The sequence below is a fragment of the Nostoc sp. LEGE 12447 genome, assembly GCF_015206985.1.
Classification (GTDB): Bacteria; Cyanobacteriota; Cyanobacteriia; order Cyanobacteriales; family Nostocaceae; genus Nostoc.
Window position 1 is genome coordinate 1 of sequence record NZ_JADEXT010000073.1, and the last position, 18,763, is coordinate 18,763.

The following is an 18,763-nucleotide window of genomic DNA, read 5'->3' on the forward strand; positions in this document are numbered from 1 at the left end:
GACGGCTTTTGTGTACATATTGCTGCCAAAATTGCATCTCACACACTACGTTTGTTGCTTCGCCGACATTTTGGCATTAATGTTCTCACTTTCCAGTCTCAACCTCTTTAATTCACATTAGGCGTAAATCTACATTTATAAGCTATATTCATCAGTGTTTGAAATAACTACATCCATTTATTCCCCACCAAAAAGTGCTAATTAATGAGGAGATTTTTGGGTTTTATTTTTGAATATAATCTTAATTTTTTGCAAGTAGATATATCCATCAATATGTCCATATTTGCCATTACAAGATTCAAGATAATCCAAACTAGATAAAATTATCGTTACTACACATTTAGAAATTAAACTTTGCAATTTTCCAAAAAATTAATATTTATATTATTTGCCATATTTTCCAAAAAAAACGCCGTATTTATACATGAATTCCAACTGGACTTATTCTGTTTTATATGAATACAAACCAGTTCTTGCGAGCCTTTATAAAAGAGCCGTCACTTAACAAGTTTTCTTGCTGCAAGCTAGCTTTTTATAACCTGAAATATTATTGCTGCTGATATTTATCAGTTTTTCCTCCGTAATTATATCAGCTAATCAGGAAACTCCTTAAACGTTTAAGGAGTTTACTAATGGGGCTTTTTGGGGTTTCAGATTAATCTTATAAAGACTGACCAAATTAATATTTTATTATGTAATTTTTATGATAAAAATCACGAGTAGTTTTTGTTTCATTGTTAGCTAAATTCCTGATTTACTTTTCTGTACAACAACTTCCCCTTTCTTATTAATCTTTACCGGATTTTTGGGGAAAGCTTGATTATTCAAAGAACGTATAAGTTTTACAGTCCGAAAATATTGATCGATTTGAGGGATTCCTTGCCGATTCATCCGCACAGGGATAATTTTACTTGATATCAGATTTCCCATAGAGTTGAGTTTAACTTCTAAAATCATCGAGTCACCCGTCTGGGCATTTGTAGACAAAGTTCGATATCCTAAAAAATTCCCTAAAGAATAGGCAATGATCTTTCCCTTATAAATTTCCATCGCTCTCGGAACATGAGGCCCATGTCCTAGTACTAAATCTGCTCCCGCATCAATCATATTTCGAGCAAACTGGATTGAATTACCTCGGTTTTCTCCATAAAAAAACTCTGTCTGATTCTTAATATGTAGTGCCCCAGTCCCTTCGGCTCCAGCGTGCATCGATACTACTACAATCTTTGCTTTATTTTTTGCTTCTGCTACAAGTGCTTGGGCTGCTCCTAAATTATGGATGGAATTATACATTTCATAAGGAGAAAACCCGACCATTGCCACAGGGATATTGTTAGCTTTCAAATAGAGAATTTGATTTTTATGACCTAATGTTGCAATGCCCACAGCCTCAAGATTTTTCTTTGTATCTTTGAACCCTACCGGGCCGAAATCCATTGCATGGTTATTTGCCATATTAAACACATTAAAACCAGCTTCAGCAAATAGCCGAGCATATCCAGGTGGAGAGCGAAAAGCAAAAACTTGTCCTCTACTAGTATCTTTAGTAGTGTAAGGATAATTAGTTAAGCTACTTTCAAAGTTACCAAATAAAATATCTGATCCTTGCAAGTGGGATCTCACTGACTTTGGTAATAATTGATCTCGGAACCGGGGCAATCTATAGTTAGGAAAATTAGTGCCGGGAATAATATCTCCAACAGCTTTGATAGTAATAATACCTGAAGGAATTTGTTGTTTTGGTGTTAATAACCTAGGTTCAGGAATAGCAAAGGGTAATAATACAGGTTCAGTGGGTGTAGTCGCAGCGTTTAATTGCTGTGATTGCCCAAGCCGAATAACGACTCCTACACTAATACCCAGATATAAACAGATACTGATAAAACTAAATGAAAACCCTTTCTCCAGGCTGAGATTTGCCATCGTTCACTCCTCACACGATGGCATTAGTTTATCCCAAAAATGTGTGTTGGCGCTGTATACTTTAGTGTTTTTGGGCAATATTTGACTCAGTAGACACGTAAATATGAGAACGTTTCACTTGCAAATAATTATACGTGCCAGTTTTTAAGCCAAACACAATCTGTTTGTCCAGTTCTTGAGAAATATTTTTAAACGGAGAGGGGGGGATTCGAACCCCCGTTGGGTTTCCCCAAAACGCATTTCGAGTGCGTCACCATGAACCGCTCGGACACCTCTCCAGATATTTATTCACGCATTAGAGTATCTATCATATATGCAAATGCCGTGAATTGAGGGAAATGTTAGCTCATTTCCTATACTACTATAACATTAGCGCTTTATCTGCGTAACAGAATGCTTCGGAAACACCAAAGGCTAATTACAGCGATTTTCAGGTAAATAGACCATAGGGTAGGGGCACAAGGTCTTGCGCCCCTACTACGACGGATGTGGTTCAAATACATGAAAACTGCTGTAAGGTTTGTAGACATCGAAATATCTTTGCTTTCTATACATCGAAGCAGGCATTTTTGTAACTAGCAACTTGAGTTATGTATATCTGTCTTATGTGGTGAGTCTTATACCTATCCTAAGTAGGGTTATCTATCTGGATTTGTTCGTTAAGTTGTATGAAGCACTGAAAGCAATTTTCTCAGTAAGTAACTGAGCAAATCGGAATACACTTAACTTAGTTGGAGTTTTTTATGACTTACACAATTGATGAAGCAACAAGACCAGCTTTAGAAACTTTTCAACGCTTTGATGTAGATACTCAGCTAGCCCTACTTTGGTTCGGTTATCTTGATCTTAAAGAGCAGCTAAAGCCAGCACCTCCTCTAAGCGTTGAAACTCCTGCCAAAGCAGTGTTTGACAAATTCCTGGACTTGTCTAAAGAACACCAACTGCAAGCACAACGCGACATTATTAATGGTGCAGCTAACGATATCAGCCAAACCTATAATAGTCTAAGCCCCAATGCTAAATTAGACGTTTGGTTCCTGCTGGCACAAGGAATGGAGGATGGAAGCATAATTCAAGTACCCTCCGACTATCAACTTCCTGGTGAAACCGATGAATTTGTTGCATTGATCAAAAATCTAGAGTTTGAGCAGCGAATTAATTTCATGCTAAGTGCTGTGGAAGCGATGGGTTAATCTAAGTTCAAGAACTCTACTTTCTAGAATTGGGATAATTGAACGTAGCAAATTAAGCTAGACCTGCCTCTTTTTCCTTTACTTTAATAGTCTTTGACTTAGAACTACCGCAGAGATGCTTATCTTTGTGGTAGTCTTGATGCAAATTAATATCTGCCGATCCCCTCATTTTACAGCAGTTTTCATGTATTTAAAACACATTCATAACGGTGGGGTGTTCATTGAGAGCTGATTTGTAAATAAAATATTAGGCGTTGCTGAATTCAGGTATGAAAATGATTTTGCGTAATTTCAAAACCCTTGTAGAGACGTTGCAATGCAACGTCTCTACACCAAGATTCATATATCTAATCAGCAACGCCAAATATTAATCTGCCATTCGTCTTACTATCAAATCAGATACCGAGAGCAACCAGAATAATTGTTTATCCCAAAGTATTAAAAAGATACTTTTTACAGTGTCGGCTAAATATTTCTGTGACAATTAAGGAGTAAAGTTCTACAATTTATACTAGGAATTTTTCGTTACACCTGTGCATTTTCGTCTTCATGCAATGAATAGGTGTTGTACATTATACGTACTGAAGATCCATTAATTTTTAGATTAGAGTTTATTATTTATTGATAAAAGTGTACAAACTATTGCACCAAGCATATAAACTATAGACGTGTCAGCATCTTTTAAAACTAAAATATAGAACATAGACAACACTACAAAAACAAGCACTGTTATTTTTAACATAAAACTTAACAATTTCAACCATAACTACGAAGAAAATACATCAGATGTATGTCTTACGTTTTTTGAAATTGTTGCTTGCAGAAAAATATTTCAATTTTTAATAGCATTTAAGACTTCAGTATGGAGAAATTATTGAATCTCTATTCTTAATATATTTCTGAAGTGAGTGTTTACCTGATTGTAATTATGACAGTTTTTTTTGTGGTAGTAACTAATCTAGACAAAAGTACTTGTATAAAGTACTTTGGCTAAAAAAACTGTATTGACTTATTTTGCATTACCACTTAGAGGTTTTTTGAAAAGGGGTTGATTCGAAAAGTATTGCACCCTACCTGACAGATATAGGTTTTTATTTGGGCATGAGTGGGCACTCTCAAACAGAGTTATAAACGTGGTTCAAATAACGAAATTTTATTCTTGGGTAGGGAATCAGAAATTAAAATTTGAATCTCAACCAACAGAAAAACCCCATTTCAGCCACATCTGTTAAATACCTATACCTGTGAGGGGGTAGCAATGCCTACGCCAACCCTCTTAGCGATCGCTCTCCTCCACTATATTGATAAAGGAGCGATTACGGTTGAATCCGAAGTGTTAACAGCACCGTACTGGTGAGTATCTCTTCGGGTAGCCAAGCTAAAAGCGATCGCCTAATTAATTCAATCACCGTCTGTTCCTTCAGTGATGAAGCCTGCTCATCCAGCACCAACTGTCTCACCCGTCCCTGGCTAAGTTGGAATTCAAACACCAAATCACCATCAAAACCTCTAGGGAGTTGAATTGCTTGCAAGTATTGAGTCAACAGAAAAATCATCTGCTGATTCAATCCCGTCACGCTCACAACCTCTAAACGAGGAACAGAAGATTCTTCTTTCTGTAGGGTTTTTAAATCTTCCAATTGTGGCATCGAGCTTTCGGAAACTGAGAACAGGCTATCAAGATTACTAAAACCATCATCATCTGCAAATCCGATTTCTCGCTCTGATGCTGGAATATCGCATTCCATCGCTAATGACTCCATTTCTTCAAACCGTTGCATCGGTTTTGCTGGTGCAGACATTGGGGATGGTGGTGGTAATACAGACATTGGAGATGGTAAGGCTGGTGCAGATTGTTTCTTCGCCTGCTGGCGACTCCTTGCCATTCCACCGCCAGGAGCAGCACCAAAAGTTACGTTACTAAAAATACCTTCATGACTGATTGCTTCAGGGATTTCTACAGGTACTTGCACAGATATAAAATCCTGGTTGGGATTGACTCTGACATCATCGCTGACGGCAACAAAAGCGGTATACTGTGATAATAATTGATAAGTCAAAGCCGTATCTGTTACTGCTTCCACACCTCCCTTTGTGTCTCCACTCACCATTTGATTCATTAAATCCTTAATGCGGGAACGTCCCCAAAGTTGAGCGATCGCGGGATTACCTGTTTGGGGAAAATTCAGGTGAAAACTGTGCTGATAACGCCTACCACCCGCAGCAATGCCAGTGATGTGCAACTTTCCAGAATGCGCGTCTGGTTTGCGTCCAAATAGCACTAATGGTTGCTCTGCAAATAAATCTGGTGGTGTAGAAGGATACATGATTGGTGATTCCCCATTACCCTCCCATTGCAATTGAATATTGGCGAGAACTGGATTATTTATTTGGCGGAAGAATTTTTCTACCACCTCATCTACAGGTTCATCGTGGCGAATAATCCGAGCAATACCCCGTCCTAATTCTGCAATCCGATTGAGTAAGAAACGATTTACCGAACTACCTGCACCAAAGCTATGAAGGCGGGTTCCTGGCTGGAGACGTTGTTTAACTTCTGCTAAAATTTGATTTTCGTTGCCGATATAGCCATCAGTTAGTAAAACAATATTTCGCAAGCGTCCTGGATTTGTGGCTTTTAAATTTAAGACGGTGCGAATACCGCCTAACATCTCGGTTCCACCGCCAGCGTTTAACCGATTAATATAGTTGATTGCTACTAAACGATTTTGGAAAGTATTAAGAAGAGGAACGGGTGAAAGTTGCTGTGTGGTATCGGAAAAATCAATAATGTTAAAGGTGTCGTCAGGGTTTAGTCCATTGATAAAACGACGCATCAATTCCTGACATTGCATCAGTGGTTCGCCACTTTGAGAACCGGAGGAGTCGATGAGAAACACCATATCTTTGGCGACAATCTCATCAGGACGATATTCAAAGGCAGGAATCAGGTATAGTGCAAAGTGTCCACCCCGTTCATCAGCTTGAATCAGCGTGGTTGTTTGGATGTTATTACTGGCAACTTGGTAGCGTAAAATTAGGTCTTTATTGGGTATAGTGTCTCCACCTCCTAATTTGACATTCACTAACTCTCCTTCACGGATGACTTGGATTTGGTGAGAGGGTGAGTTAATATTTTGAATCTCAACACCAGCATTAATTTCGATGGTGACATTAATATCATGGCTTGAGCGCATTCCTGCTGGCAAAATGGGAGCGTTTAAGCGAGAAGCATCTGGAACTAAATCGGTATCTTGATTTAAAGTCATGGGTGCAATGGCTGAACCACCCCCGACAGCATTTTCTCCGATGGTGATTCCAGGAATGTAACGGGGACCAACAACCATTGGGAAGACAAATTCATAATTTCCTCCCTCAAATTTTAGGCTGTCGCTGTAGCGAATAATCACATCGATTTGTTCACCTGGTTTGATGTTTGCCAGGGATTGGGTAAAGATATTGTCTCGTTCTTGTTCGAGAAGTCCGGCTGTCTGTCCTTGTTTTCTGGCTTGTTCGTAAATGGCTACAGCTTCTTGGCGTTTTTTGATGCTGCCTTGAATTGTGCGATCGCCTATGCGAATCAGCATATCATCAACGGCGGCTTCGTCGGGTAAGGGAAAGATATAAACGGCTTCTAGGGTTGTGGTAAAAGGATTTTCAAAGCTTTGGGTAACTTCTACCCGTGAGATGTTACCAGCGATTTTGGCTTTTACTTCAGTGTGTTTGAGGGGAAAAGCAATCTGTTTGCTGGAGTTTTGCAGATATAAACCACTGGTTTGTTGTTCTAGGGTTTGAGTCATAATATTTACCTGACGCTTTTGTTTGCTGTCTCTAGCGTAGGTGTGTTTTTCTGGGAGATATGCTCAGTTTTATGCTCACTTGATGCTCAGTAGTAGGTTCACTGGTAAATAATGATTTTCGGTAAAATTGCCAGTCTAGTTACTGCATACGTGTTTTATACTAAAAATACGTAATTTAAATTACATTAACCTTACCCTATAAATTTAGAACAGTGAATAAGTCACAGGCTATTAAGCTACTTACAGGTGAAGGATGGACAATAAAAGATGCTGAACGTGCATTAGAGAAAATTGACTTTAAGACTAATCCTGATGAAATTACTATTCGTAGAGCTATTTCACATTTTGCTGGTTCTGAATTAATCAATCGTCAGCGTCTTCAAGCTGCTCAGAAAGGTTTGGTAACGAAAAAAACAAATGAGCTTGAGCGGAAAGAAAAGGAATATGCTGCGAAAATTGATCAGCTTATAAATTATCAAAGGCAGGAAAGGGATAAACGCGAAAATGAAATTCAAAGCTCATACAACAAAAATAATCTTGTAGAAGATAGGCTCAAAGCTATAACTTCTCAAAATAAGGATTTGATTGTTGTAAATGAGCGACTCATGAAAGACAATAAAGACTTAAAAAATTTAGTTGATGAAATAAGACTAAAACTAGCTATAAATACCAAGAAAATTCTTCAGTATGAAGACAGCGAAATTCGGAAAGCGGTAATTCATTTATTCAAATCTACCCTAGGATAAAAAGTAACTCTATGACTGAGCCTAAAACTAAAAAAACAATTTTCAATGGGATGAGTTACCGCGATACACAACGTGTTAACTCAAAAAATAGAAACAAGCTGAAGCAAGAAGATATACACTGGCTAAAAACAGAAGGTTACAAGAATGTTGGATGGAATAACCTCATCAGTCTCTATCATAAAATAAAGGATTTTTTAGATAAATATCAATTCGATGACTTCACCCTTGAAGAATTATTTCTAGAAGCAGACCGAATTGGAAATAAATATCTCACTCCTCAAGAAATACAAGAGACTAATTACAAGTTAGCTAAAGAAGTAAATGAAATCGCAGAAGAGATAGATAAGCAGTATCCTGATACAGAAATAGAAATTATTGATTTTAGTAATAAAACAAAAAAGACATATAGAAGACAAGCGAATCAAAAGTCATATAGAACTATCAAATATTAGAGGTAGATCCTGTGAACATTGAAGGAAAAGAACTGAATGAATTATTTAATATTGCAGATGAAATTGGTAGCAAGCGATATCATAAACTAACTCATCAAGATTTTGAAAATTATAGAAAATTCGATTACTGGCGATATGTTAATGGTGATTATGAGTGTGGTACAACACAAGAAAGTAAAAATTGGGTGAGAGATAATTCAGACTGGTACTGTCCAATTTGTGGGGACAAGTATTCTGAAAAGGGTGGTAAAACAATAGATCATAAGCTTCCTAGATCGCAGTATCCTTGGTTATCAATGGAATTCAATAATTTCTGGGTCATTTGTCAGACGTGTAACCAAGAAAAGGGTGAGATGCACTGGTATGAGTATGAGCATTATATATTTGTTCGCTATCCTGATTTTTATCTTGGTGTAAAAGTTGCACGTCCTAGTCAATTGCTTCAGTCTCTCAAGGATTAAAAATAGGTGCATTCCAGTTTTTATTTTGCATACACCCATTGCTTTGTTGAAAATTATTTCCAGATACCCGACTTATTTAAGAAGTTGGAATCTAAACTATAGAATTATGTCAAACTCGCTGAAAGCATCTGATTCAGGGCTAGCAATTGTAGACAAATCCCGTCAACGTCTAGGTTGGACAAAAACTAGCACTGCCCGTTGGTGGCAAGATGCCCATACCTCTAGAGCTACTTTACGCCGATTTTGGCAAGGCGATCGCATTCAGCGAGAAATTTTCATTGCGATCTGTCAAGCTGTTGGTATACAAAACTGGGAAGCGATCGCAGAATTATCCCACGCAGACTTAGAATCTACTGTAGTTATCCCCACACCTTACTTAGATTTCAATGAAGCGCCTGATATCGAAAGCTTCTATGGACGAAATCAGGAATTGGCACAATTAGAAGAATGGCTCACCAGCCAAAACTGTAAATTAGTCACTATTAACGGGATCGCTGGTATTGGCAAAACCTCTCTAGCACTGGCTTTAGTAGACCGCATTCAGTCAAAATTTGATTGTTTAATTTGGAAGTCTTTGCAAACTTCCCCATCTCTGATTTCTCTGCTGAATAGCCTGCTAAATTCTTTTGAGGAAGGTGTTGTACAGAATATTCAACAAGGTACAGCACAACTCATCCAGCAGTTACAAAAACGTCACTGTCTGTTGGTATTGGATGGATTAGAGGCTATTTTCTCCCAGCCAGAAAACCTCAGCTATGGTCAATTTATTCAACAACTAAGTCGAGAACGGCATCAAAGCTGTATTCTGATTAGCAGCCGCGAACAGCCAAAGAATATCGAAATTAATACAAAAACATCTCGCTGTTTAAATCTCAAAGGGTTGCCAAAAGCAGAGGCTAGAGAATTATTACAATCAAGGGGATTTACAGGCAAAGAACTAGGGTTATCAGCATTAATTCAACTTTATCGTGGTAATCCCTTAGCGCTGAAACTGGTAACACCCTTGATTCAGTCTGTATTTGGGGGAAATGTTGCTGCTTTTTTGAGTCAGAATACTTTAATTGTGGGCGATCGCTTGCGTGTAATTCTCAAACAGCAAATTGAGCAACTTTCCGGCTTAGAGCAAGACATTCTCTACTGGTTGGCAATTTGGCAAGAACCTGTCTCATTCTCTCGATTGCAAACCCATTTGCTGATATCCGTTGACCCAGGTATGGTTTTAGAGGGCATTGTAGCCTTAGAAAGGCGATCGCTTTTAGAAAAATGGGTCAGCGATTATAAACCATCATTTACATTGCAACCCCTAGTAATGAAAGTGGTGACAGATGAATTGGTGGAATATGCTGCTCAAGAGATTTATAAGGTTATGCAGAGTCATGATATTCGTCATTTTCAGATATTGCGAACCCATTGGTTGCTACGACCGGGTAGTGACGATATTGCAGGCGATCGCATATTAACTCAACTTTGGAAAAAGCTTTGGCATTTGTATGGTGCAACTCTTCCACAAATATTTAATCAGATTCTTTTGTTGTTAGATGGTCAATCTCCTTTGGCAATGGGTTACATCAAGAGTAATGTTGCGATCCTCTCAGGAATAGAATCAGTCTAATAAAAAACAACCAGCCTAACTAACTGGCTGCAACAACAGCACCGTCATTTACTAATTTGCCATCTTCCATGTAGACAATGCGATCGGCAATATCTAGAATGCGGTTATCATGAGTGACCAAGAGAATGGTACAGTCCTGTTCTTTAGCTAGTTTTTGCATGAGGTTGACCACATCTCGTCCCGATTTACTGTCAAGGGCGGCGGTGGGTTCATCTGCTAAGACTATTTTAGGACGACCTACCAACGCACGAGCGATCGCAACTCTTTGTTTTTGTCCCCCAGATAAATCATCAGGATAATAATTCAGCCGATGCCCTAATCCTACCTCTTCTAACATTTGGGCTGAACGGGTTTTCATCTCTGCTGGCGAAATATTATTATGCACTTCCAAGCCCATTCTGACATTCTGGAGTACTGTCAGGCTACCGTGCAAGTTGTGCGCTTGAAAAATGTAGCCGTTATTGCGTCGCACCTGGGTAAGTTGTGCTGTCTTAGCGCCACAAAGTTCTTGTTCCAATATCTGCAAACTGCCAGATTGGGCAGAACGCAAGCCGCCGGCTAATGTGAGAAGTGTAGTTTTACCAGAACCAGAAGGGCCAGTCATAATAATAATTTCGCCGGCATTAATATCCAGGTTGATATCAAAGAGAACTTGCTTACGGAGTTGACCATTACCAAAATAGTGGTCGAGATTTTTAACAGAGATTACAGGTTGACTACTCATAAATATCTTGATTACTCGTGATGCTCGTCATTTATCATTTGTCCTTTACAAATGACCAATGACCAATGACAAATGACAAATTTAAAACATATCTGCGGGATCGGCGGACTGTAATTTTCGGGTGGCGATCACACCAGAAATTATACACATAATCATTGTCAGCGTTAATACTGTTAAAGCTCGCGCTACGGTCATGTAAAGTGGTAAATTAGTGGCATTACGAGTTAAATGATAAAGTCCTAAAGGTGCGATCGCTCCTGGGATAAAGCCCAAAACTGCCAAAATTATCGCCTCTTCAAACACTACACCTAATAAGTAAAGATTGTTGTACCCCATTGCTTTGAAAGTGGCATATTCTTTAATGTGGGAATTTACATCTGTAGAAAGAACTTGATAGACGATAATCACGCCCACCATAAATCCCATTGCTACACCCAGGCTGAAGATAAACCCGATCGCAGTATTTGTTTTCCAGTAATTTATTTCAAATTCGATAAATTCTGCTTTGGTTAAAACTTTAACATCATCATCTAAATAAGCTTCTAAAGCTGTTTTCATCTGTTTTGGGTCGTAGCCTGGTTGTAGTTGTATTAAACCTAGACTGACACCGCTAGCTTCTCGTCTAGGAAATAGTCGCAGAAAGTTCTGGTCGTTGGTGATTAAAGTACCATCGGCAATGAAGGAAGCCCCGACTGAAAATAACCCGCCAATGGTGATTGTCCGGCGTTCTATTTCGGTTGTGACAGTTTTACCTTGTTCAATTTTAGCGATCGCATCATTATAATCTCCTCTAGAGGCGCGATCGAAGAGAACGGTATCTGGTAGCTTAATAGCATCTATCTGGCGGTTCACATCTGCTAAGTTAAAGACTTGCTGATCGGGATTGAACCCCATAACTAATATTGTCGTCTTCTGATGTGTTTGGGGATTTTTCCAATCAACAATGTTGATATACATTCCTTCTGCTGACTTTACACCTGGTATATCCATTGCTTGATACAGCCGTCGCCGCGTAAAGCTAGACATATTTGCTAGGTTACGTGCTTGGGGACTGATGACAAACATATCAGCCTGCATACTGCGATGTAGGATTGTGTTACTTTCAAACAGGGCAGTCTGAAACCCTAGCTGCATGAACATCAGAACATCGGCAAAGGCAATACCTGACAATGCCACCAAAAGACGGCCTTTTTCATGACTCAATTGCAGCCATCCTAAAGGTGTTCGCCGCCGTAATTGTTCGGTTAATTTCATAAGAAGGAGTGGGGAGTGGGGAGTGGGGAGTGGGGAGATGGGGGAGATGGGGGAGATGGGGGAGATGGGGGAGATGGGGGAGATGAGGGGGACAAGAAGAATGCCCAATGCCCAATTCCCTTTAAAGTTCAATTACCGCCTTGACTTGCAAATTAGTTAAACTAGAAGCGTTTTGGCTAGATAGTTTATTCAGTTGCACATGGACTTCTACGACTCTGGCATCAATATTGCTAGAGGGATCAGCATTGATCAGATTTTGCCGCTTTACCTGCATACCAATCCAATCCACTCTTCCCTCTAATTCATTGCGTAGGGAATCACTACTTACCCGCACATCCTGTCCCGGACGCACTCTCTTGATATCACTTTGGTAGACTTCTACTACTGCATACATCTGGTCGGTTTGACCTAGAGCCACAATTCCTTCATCACCAACAGTTTCTCCGGCTCGTGTATTAATCTCCAAAATTCGACCGGCTTTAGGAGCCACAACATAAGCTTGCGCCAGTTCTGCTCTAATTTTTTCTACAGTAGCTTGAGCGCTGTCTACCTCTGCTTGTGCATTTGCTATATCTGTTGGACGGACTTCAGCAGTTTGATTCAGGTTAGCTTTTGCTTCGTTAATCTGCTGTTGTAAGCTGGCGATGGTTTGATCCTGGTTAGCTTTTGCTTCGTTGAGTTGCTGTTGTAGGGTAGCCACAGTTCTTGTCTGAGTAGCTTGGCTTTCAATTAACGCTTGAGTGGAAGTTTCGGCGTTTAAACGTCTGCTATCAACTTCCTGGCTAGAAATTGCTCCTGCTTTATATAAAGTCTCGTAGCGCTGCACGTCAGCTTGGGCATTACGTCTCTCGGCTGAGACGCGAGCCACTGTTGCTTGCAAGCTCCGTTGTTGTCCAAGGAGTTCTGCTTCTATACGATTAATTGTGGCTTGTTGGGTTTTAATATTTCCTTCTAGTTCTACTTGCAGACGATTCACAGTAGCTTGACGCGCTCCAATTTCTCCCTGTTTTGCTCCAGCTTTTACTTGATTAAGGCGGGTTTTGGCAACTTGAACTTGTTTTTGTGCTTCAATCAAACTAGCTTGTAGGCGATCGCGGTTGTCCATAATCGCAATTACCTGCCCAGCTTTGATAGAATCGCCTTCTTTTACCAATAGTTGCTCTACCCGATTTCCTTCAGTAGAAGAAGGTGCTGACAGTTTTATTACTTCTCCCTTTGGTTCCAACCGCCCTAATGCTGTGACTGTTTTTACCACAGGCTGAACTGCTACTGGGGTTTTTTGTTTTTCATTAGCTGTAGCCTGGAACTTCATCACAGCATAAACACTGATTCCGCCTATTGCTAGAGCTGTAATTATTGCAAGTAGAACAGGCGATCGCACAAGATTCTGAGAAGACCTTAAACCCTCTGAATTCCTGTTTTGCTCCATACTATTATTCCCTTTACCACCAGTAGCAACTTGTACTAAACTGTACAGTTCAATTTATGCTAAACTAAACTGACTAGTTTAGTCAAGATGATACAACTAAACTTCTCAATCAGTTGGCTCGGCATTATGCAGCGAAATGGTATTCATTCCTACCCCCTGCCCCCTTCAACAAAGGGCATATTGATTTTCGCCATTTTCTACTAGGGCATTTTGCAGCATCTATTAATATTGTTTATAAGAAAGGATGATTAATAAATGGTACGCATCAAAACTGACGAAGTTGATCGAGATAATTCCGTTGATAAAGTAGAGCAAATTCTGCAAGGGGCAATGCAAGAGTTTCTCCAAAATGGCTATGCTGGTACAAGCATGGATCGGGTAGCAGTAGCAGCAGGTGTTTCTAAAGCGACAGTCTATAGCCACTTTCAAGATAAAGAAGGACTTTTTAAAGTACTGTTAGAGCAACTGACAAGCAAAAAGAACAACTCAATTTTTGGCACAGAACCGATTGAGGGAGAACCAGCCACCATACTGCGCCAGGTAGCAACCAAAGCATTAGATCAGATGCTTAACGACAAAGAGCATAGTGCATTTATGCGAGTATTAATTGGGGAATCTGGGCGTTTTCCTGAGTTATCTCAAATTTGTGTTCGGGTGATGATTAAGCCAGTAGCGGAAACTCTCACTCAGTACTTGGCGGCTCCAGAACTAAAAATACCTGACCCAGAGGCAACAGCAAGAATTCTTTTAGGGGCATTGGTGCATTTTCATATTACTCAAAATGTAATGCATGGACAGGACATTGTGCCAATGGAAAGCGATCGCCTGATTGATGCGTTGACACACCTAATCACTAAATGCGCCGATTGATTGGCTATGTCCCATTATTAGCTGATGGAGTGCTGTTGCCTATCCTCTGGCTTTTTTGGTTTCTTAGCTTTGAGCTAAAATCCCACGGCTTGATCTGAAAACGAGCAATAGCAATGTTTTCATAGCCGTGGGAGTTTTAAAAGCTGGCACAAATACATCCTCCAGCGATCGCAAGATTAACTAGGCAGGAATGACTTGAACAATTAGTGAGCGTTTATCCAGTGACTGGATTTTACCTACTTGACTGAGGTCTTTTGCAATTCTGTCTAGCAGTTCTCCTGCTTGGTCACGATATTGATGTTCTCGGCCTCGTAAACGAATGGCAAACTTCACCGAATCGCCTTTACTCAACCAACCAACTGCTTTTTCAATACGTAAATTGTAATCAGCAATACCCACGTTTAAACCGAAACGAACTTCTTTTACCGTAGGTCTAGCACTCTGGCTCTGACGTTTTTTCTTTTGATACTGAAGCTTGCCATAATTCAGGATTTTGGCGATTGGGGCCTCTTTGCCTTGAGAGACTACAACCAAGTCAAGCTCTAGGCTCTCGGCTAACTGTAGCGCCTCATTGGTGTCGATTAGACCACGATTGTTATTCTCATGGTCAATCAAGAAGACATGAGGTGACTTGATTTGTGAATTAATCAGTTGCTTTTGGATTGCGATAACGAATTTCTCCTAATTGTTCAATACTTTATATTCCAAGTAATGCTAATTTAACACAACACTGAATCAGAGCAACTTTAACCACACAATGGGCTACATTCTGTTAGAATGTGGGACTGTGGCACTCGCTCTTCAGTCTTTGCGTTACTGCCCATCCAGCCTTTCAAGACTTTTTTATCCGTCCGCCTAAGACTGACGCTGCCATTGGCGACAGGCCGATGTTACTTTTGGAGTTTTATGAATTTTTCTACTCTCGGCTTGTCCAATGAAATTATCCGTGCGGTTACAGAGCGAGGGTACACCGAACCTACGCCAATTCAAATACAGTCGATTCCTGCCGTCTTATCGGGTAGCGATTTACTAGCTGGGGCACAAACTGGCACTGGAAAAACCGCTAGTTTTACCCTACCGCTTCTACATCGGTTATCGTCCGAGAAGAACATCAAAGTTACATCTAATGGATACCGCCCGATCCGGGCGCTGATTCTCACCCCAACTCGTGAACTCGCTGCCCAAGTGGAAGAAAGCGTGCGCGAGTACGGCAAATACTTGCAGCTAAACTCGATGGTGATGTTTGGCGGAGTCGGTATTAATCTGCAAAAACAGCGTTTGAAGAACCGAGTGGATATCTTGGTTGCTACTCCAGGGCGACTGCTGGATCACGTACAGCAGGGCACGCTGAACCTGTCACATATTGAAGTTTTAGTTCTAGATGAAGCAGATCGGATGCTGGACATGGGCTTTATCCATGATATCCGCCGCATTCTTGCACTTTTGCCCAAAAAGCGACAAAATTTGCTATTCTTCGCTACTTTTTCGGACAAAATTAAAGCACTAGCCGCCGGGTTGCTCAATAACCCGAAGATGATTGAAGTGGCACGCCGCAACGTCACCGCCGAGACAATCGCCCAAAAAATTTACCAAGTAGACCGTGACAAGAAACGTCAATTACTTGCTCACCTGATTCGGCGAGATAATTGGTATCAAGTACTAGTGTTTACTCGTACCAAGTATGGCGCTGACCGTTTAGTTAAGCAGTTGGGTGAAGACCGCATTCAAGCACTGGCAATCCACGGAAATAAGAGTCAGCCAGTGCGTACCAATGCTCTGGCAAAGTTCAAGAATGGTAGCTTACAGGTATTGGTGGCTACAGACATTGCTGCTAGAGGTCTTGACATCAGCGAACTACCCCATGTAGTCAACTTTGATCTACCTAATGTACCGGAAGATTATGTTCATCGCATTGGGCGAACTGGTCGTGCTGGTGCGTCAGGTGAAGCCGTATCGCTGGTGTGTGTTGATGAATACAGTCTATTGACAGATATCGAAAAACTGATTGAGCAACGTTTGCCAAGGGAAGTAGTGGCTGGCTTTGGCCCTAACCCCGATACAACGGCCGAACCAATCCCCAATGGACGGCAACACAGACCCAAATCTGGAGGTGAAAAGCGATCGCCTCGGACTCCTAAACCGTTACCACGGACATCGGCTAAACGTAAAGCAGCGCCACCCGCGACTAATGGCGAGAAGCCTGGGGCTCGTTCGTCCGCATCGCGCCGTTCTAAGTAGGGACAAGGGATTGGGGACTGGGGACTGGGAATGAGGGAAGACTTTTCCTGAAATATCTAATAGCAAATACCTAGTTCCCACTCCCCATAATCAATCCATTACAGCTAAGACAGCTTTCGGCAATAACTTATCTTTAAACCAAACAATTCTGGCGGGGACATCATTTAATTTTACTCCCGCCTTTTCTAAATTAAGTCGCTCGGAAATTGCCAAAATTAAGTCATCACGTCCAGCCCGCCGCACCTGAGAAAACTTCTTTTGTAAATATTCTGGCCGCCAATAACCAACAATTTCTAATAAGAAAGTGCGTCCATCAGAATGCACCAAGCGAAAATCGGGAATCATCACACTACCGGGAATCGGTATTAAATCAACTTCTCGTTCTAATACCCAACCGCTTTTCAAAGCATCCCACTTATCAGCAAAGGATGCTTCTAACATACTATCGTAAGGCTTTCCGGGCGGATAGTGGGATACTAAACCACATTCAGAATTGAGGGTGAAACGTCCAGTTTTCCAACTATTTGTATAAGCATCGCGGGTTTGGAGAATGGAAGAAAGACTCCATTTAGTAACGTGAAGTAAAGCAGGAATAAGTTTAGCGATCGCTAACCCATATCGTGTACTAGGATTAAACAAACTCGTCGGCCCATCAATGGTAATTGTAAATCCGTGGTCAGCATCGCCTTCAATATAAGCCATTAGTTGAAACAACTTTAGATAGCGAAATAACAGCTTATATTCACCTGGAACATTGCGATGAGCATTTAACACCAGTTGACTGGCCTTGTAAAATACACCCTGTACCTGAGATAAGTTATATCGATTTAACACATCTGGCGCTGTCGGTGCATCGAAAACAGTCAAAATTTTATTTTCAGATAAATCAGCATATAACCCATTCCGAACCTGTTCTAATAAAACTTCCCGCTCAAGTTCTTGAGTTAACTCATCAGCAATTTTACTTAGAGTAACTTGGGTTGATTCTCGACTAGAAACAGACTTTGCAGCCAACGAAAACACCCGTTCTCTTAACATCTGTGGTTCCAAAGGACTAACCACCTCAAAAGTACAAAAACTGCTTTTGAGAATATAAGCTAACCCTCGCTTCACCCGATAATCTGTAGAATCTCCTTCAAAATCAGTCAATTGTCGCTCAAGCACACCCTGAGTCTTACCCACTGCTGATTGAAAATAATTAATTAACTCAATCGCCAACTCCGAAGTTCCCCGATCAATCTTCAGTCTCTTCGGAATGATCTCCTCCCCGTTTTGGCGATGCATCAGTAAATCTGTCGGTAACATCTGAATTCTGGATTTTAGATTTTGAACTTCCCGTTGAATAATTAATTTCTAACTGTTCCGCCGCCTTCAAACTCCGTTCCTTCCCACTCCCATACACAACCTGTAACTTCCCTTCCTTCTCTTTCTTCCCTTCGTGTCCTTCGCGCCTTCGCGGTTCGTTATTCCTCTCCCCTCTCCGCCTAGCCGAAGTTCCTTCCTCACTCGTATCCTCCGCCACCACCTCATACAAAATCGCCTGCTTATTCTCAATATTCCCCTTCCGTAAAATCCTTCCCAATCGCTGAGTATACTCCCTAGCCGAACCCGTCCCCGATAAAATAATTGCAACAGTTGCCGCAGGTACATCAACGCCTTCATTCAACACATGAGAAGCAACCAAAGTATTATATTTACCCTCTCGAAACTTAGTTAATATCTCATGCCGTTCCTTCACAGGAGTTTGATGAGTAATTGCCGGAATTAGCAACTCTTGAGAAATGCGATAAACCGTTGCATTATCAGCAGTAAAAATCAAAATTCTTGCTGGATAATGTTCTGCCAATAAATTAATCAAAATTCGCAACTTCCCATCAGTCCCCAAAGCGATATCTTTCGCTTCCCGGTGCGCTAACATCGCCCTACGTCCAGATTCTGACTTTTACCGTTAAGTCTCTTTTGCAAGCTGCCAACCTTCACAGAGGTCGTGTAATTTTAACCAACCTCGCCATAGTACCTGGATACCAATAGGGGTTTTATGTCGATGTTCAAGATAACCTC

14 protein-coding genes, 1 tRNA gene and 1 pseudogene are annotated in these 18,763 nt (G+C 40.7%); 7 read left to right on the forward strand and 9 right to left on the reverse strand.

Going from position 1 to position 18,763, the window contains the following annotated elements:
* Positions 1–741 precede the first annotated feature (741 nt).
* On the reverse strand, positions 742–1,923 hold the full coding sequence (locus IQ274_RS34055; protein ID WP_194144957.1) for a CapA family protein: 1,182 nt from the start codon (positions 1,921–1,923) through the stop codon (positions 742–744).
* Positions 1,924–2,116: 193 nt separating this feature from the next.
* Positions 2,117–2,201, reverse strand: a tRNA-Ser gene (locus IQ274_RS34060).
* A 465-nt stretch (positions 2,202–2,666) separates the two neighbouring features.
* Between IQ274_RS34060 and IQ274_RS34065 the strand changes: the two genes are divergently transcribed.
* Positions 2,667–3,116 carry an orange carotenoid protein N-terminal domain-containing protein gene (locus tag IQ274_RS34065; RefSeq protein WP_163932307.1) on the forward strand — a complete coding sequence of 150 codons (450 nt, stop codon included), beginning with the start codon at positions 2,667–2,669 and terminating at the stop codon, positions 3,114–3,116.
* Between the two features lie 1,316 nt (positions 3,117–4,432).
* On the opposite strand, the gene IQ274_RS34070 is transcribed toward IQ274_RS34065, so the two are convergent.
* Complete coding sequence (locus IQ274_RS34070; RefSeq protein WP_194144958.1) at positions 4,433–6,916, reverse strand: VIT domain-containing protein; 2,484 nt, start codon at positions 6,914–6,916, stop codon at positions 4,433–4,435.
* Positions 6,917–7,128: 212 nt separating this feature from the next.
* Here IQ274_RS34070 and IQ274_RS34075 point away from each other — a divergent pair, with 212 nt between their 5' ends.
* The 4 genes from IQ274_RS34075 (at position 7,129) to IQ274_RS34090 (ending at position 10,187) form a co-directional block, all read left to right on the forward strand.
* Entirely contained in the window at positions 7,129–7,662 is a 534-nt protein-coding gene (locus IQ274_RS34075; RefSeq protein ID WP_163932312.1) for a hypothetical protein, read from the forward strand.
* An 11-nt stretch (positions 7,663–7,673) separates the two neighbouring features.
* Positions 7,674–8,114, forward strand: coding sequence for a hypothetical protein (locus tag IQ274_RS34080; protein WP_175586825.1), 441 nt, complete (start codon positions 7,674–7,676; stop codon positions 8,112–8,114).
* Between the two features lie 11 nt (positions 8,115–8,125).
* Positions 8,126–8,575, forward strand: a complete 450-nt coding sequence (locus IQ274_RS34085) for an HNH endonuclease (RefSeq protein ID WP_163932315.1) — start codon at positions 8,126–8,128, stop codon at positions 8,573–8,575.
* Positions 8,576–8,681: 106 nt separating this feature from the next.
* The gene (locus IQ274_RS34090; RefSeq protein WP_163932318.1) at positions 8,682–10,187 is read left to right on the forward strand and encodes an NB-ARC domain-containing protein; all 1,506 of its coding nucleotides are present in this window, start codon (positions 8,682–8,684) and stop codon (positions 10,185–10,187) included.
* 19 nt (positions 10,188–10,206) lie between these two features.
* Here the strand turns inward: IQ274_RS34090 and IQ274_RS34095 are convergent, their stop codons facing one another.
* The 3 genes from IQ274_RS34095 to IQ274_RS34105 form a co-directional block, all read right to left on the reverse strand.
* Positions 10,207–10,911 (reverse strand): DevA family ABC transporter ATP-binding protein, encoded by a 705-nt coding sequence (locus IQ274_RS34095; protein ID WP_163932321.1) that lies wholly within the window; start codon positions 10,909–10,911, stop codon positions 10,207–10,209.
* 81 nt (positions 10,912–10,992) lie between these two features.
* Positions 10,993–12,165, reverse strand: coding sequence for an ABC transporter permease DevC (gene devC / locus IQ274_RS34100; RefSeq protein ID WP_194144959.1), 1,173 nt, complete (start codon positions 12,163–12,165; stop codon positions 10,993–10,995).
* Positions 12,166–12,286: 121 nt separating this feature from the next.
* Positions 12,287–13,594, reverse strand: coding sequence for an HlyD family efflux transporter periplasmic adaptor subunit (locus tag IQ274_RS34105; protein ID WP_194144960.1), 1,308 nt, complete (start codon positions 13,592–13,594; stop codon positions 12,287–12,289).
* Positions 13,595–13,849: 255 nt separating this feature from the next.
* On the opposite strand from IQ274_RS34105, the gene IQ274_RS34110 reads away from it, so the two are divergent.
* Positions 13,850–14,464: a TetR/AcrR family transcriptional regulator gene (locus IQ274_RS34110; RefSeq protein ID WP_163930785.1), complete on the forward strand. Its 615-nt coding sequence runs from the start codon at positions 13,850–13,852 to the stop codon at positions 14,462–14,464.
* Positions 14,465–14,644: 180 nt separating this feature from the next.
* Here the strand turns inward: IQ274_RS34110 and infC are convergent, their stop codons facing one another.
* On the reverse strand, positions 14,645–15,133 hold the full coding sequence (gene infC / locus IQ274_RS34115; protein ID WP_094331432.1) for a translation initiation factor IF-3: 489 nt from the start codon (positions 15,131–15,133) through the stop codon (positions 14,645–14,647).
* A gap of 237 nt (positions 15,134–15,370) precedes the next feature.
* On the opposite strand from infC, the gene IQ274_RS34120 reads away from it, so the two are divergent.
* A complete protein-coding gene (locus IQ274_RS34120) occupies positions 15,371–16,702 on the forward strand; it encodes a DEAD/DEAH box helicase (RefSeq protein WP_194144961.1) in 1,332 nt (443 codons plus the stop codon).
* Between the two features lie 90 nt (positions 16,703–16,792).
* On the opposite strand, the gene IQ274_RS34125 is transcribed toward IQ274_RS34120, so the two are convergent.
* Positions 16,793–18,007, reverse strand: a complete 1,215-nt coding sequence (locus tag IQ274_RS34125; RefSeq protein ID WP_194144962.1) for a DUF790 family protein — start codon at positions 18,005–18,007, stop codon at positions 16,793–16,795.
* Positions 17,937–18,644 (reverse strand): annotated as a pseudogene (locus IQ274_RS34130) (helicase-related protein); the annotation flags it as partial. The pseudogene IQ274_RS34130 and the gene IQ274_RS34125, both read right to left, overlap by 71 nt.
* Positions 18,645–18,763: the final 119 nt, after the last annotated feature.

What these genes read in the sequence shown, in the direction of transcription:
- devC (WP_194144959.1), bottom strand. Translation starts at nt 12,165, where the DNA reads ATGAAATTAACCGAACAATTACGGCGGCGAACACCTTTAGGATGGCTG.
- IQ274_RS34125 (WP_194144962.1), bottom strand. Translation starts at nt 18,007, where the DNA reads ATGTTACCGACAGATTTACTGATGCATCGCCAAAACGGGGAGGAGATC.
- IQ274_RS34095 (WP_163932321.1), bottom strand. Translation starts at nt 10,911, where the DNA reads ATGAGTAGTCAACCTGTAATCTCTGTTAAAAATCTCGACCACTATTTT.
- IQ274_RS34055 (WP_194144957.1), bottom strand. Translation starts at nt 1,923, where the DNA reads ATGGCAAATCTCAGCCTGGAGAAAGGGTTTTCATTTAGTTTTATCAGT.
- IQ274_RS34080 (WP_175586825.1), top strand. Translation starts at nt 7,674, where the DNA reads ATGACTGAGCCTAAAACTAAAAAAACAATTTTCAATGGGATGAGTTAC.
- IQ274_RS34090 (WP_163932318.1), top strand. Translation starts at nt 8,682, where the DNA reads ATGTCAAACTCGCTGAAAGCATCTGATTCAGGGCTAGCAATTGTAGAC.
- IQ274_RS34070 (WP_194144958.1), bottom strand. Translation starts at nt 6,916, where the DNA reads ATGACTCAAACCCTAGAACAACAAACCAGTGGTTTATATCTGCAAAAC.
- IQ274_RS34120 (WP_194144961.1), top strand. Translation starts at nt 15,371, where the DNA reads ATGAATTTTTCTACTCTCGGCTTGTCCAATGAAATTATCCGTGCGGTT.
- IQ274_RS34065 (WP_163932307.1), top strand. Translation starts at nt 2,667, where the DNA reads ATGACTTACACAATTGATGAAGCAACAAGACCAGCTTTAGAAACTTTT.
- IQ274_RS34105 (WP_194144960.1), bottom strand. Translation starts at nt 13,594, where the DNA reads ATGGAGCAAAACAGGAATTCAGAGGGTTTAAGGTCTTCTCAGAATCTT.
- IQ274_RS34110 (WP_163930785.1), top strand. Translation starts at nt 13,850, where the DNA reads ATGGTACGCATCAAAACTGACGAAGTTGATCGAGATAATTCCGTTGAT.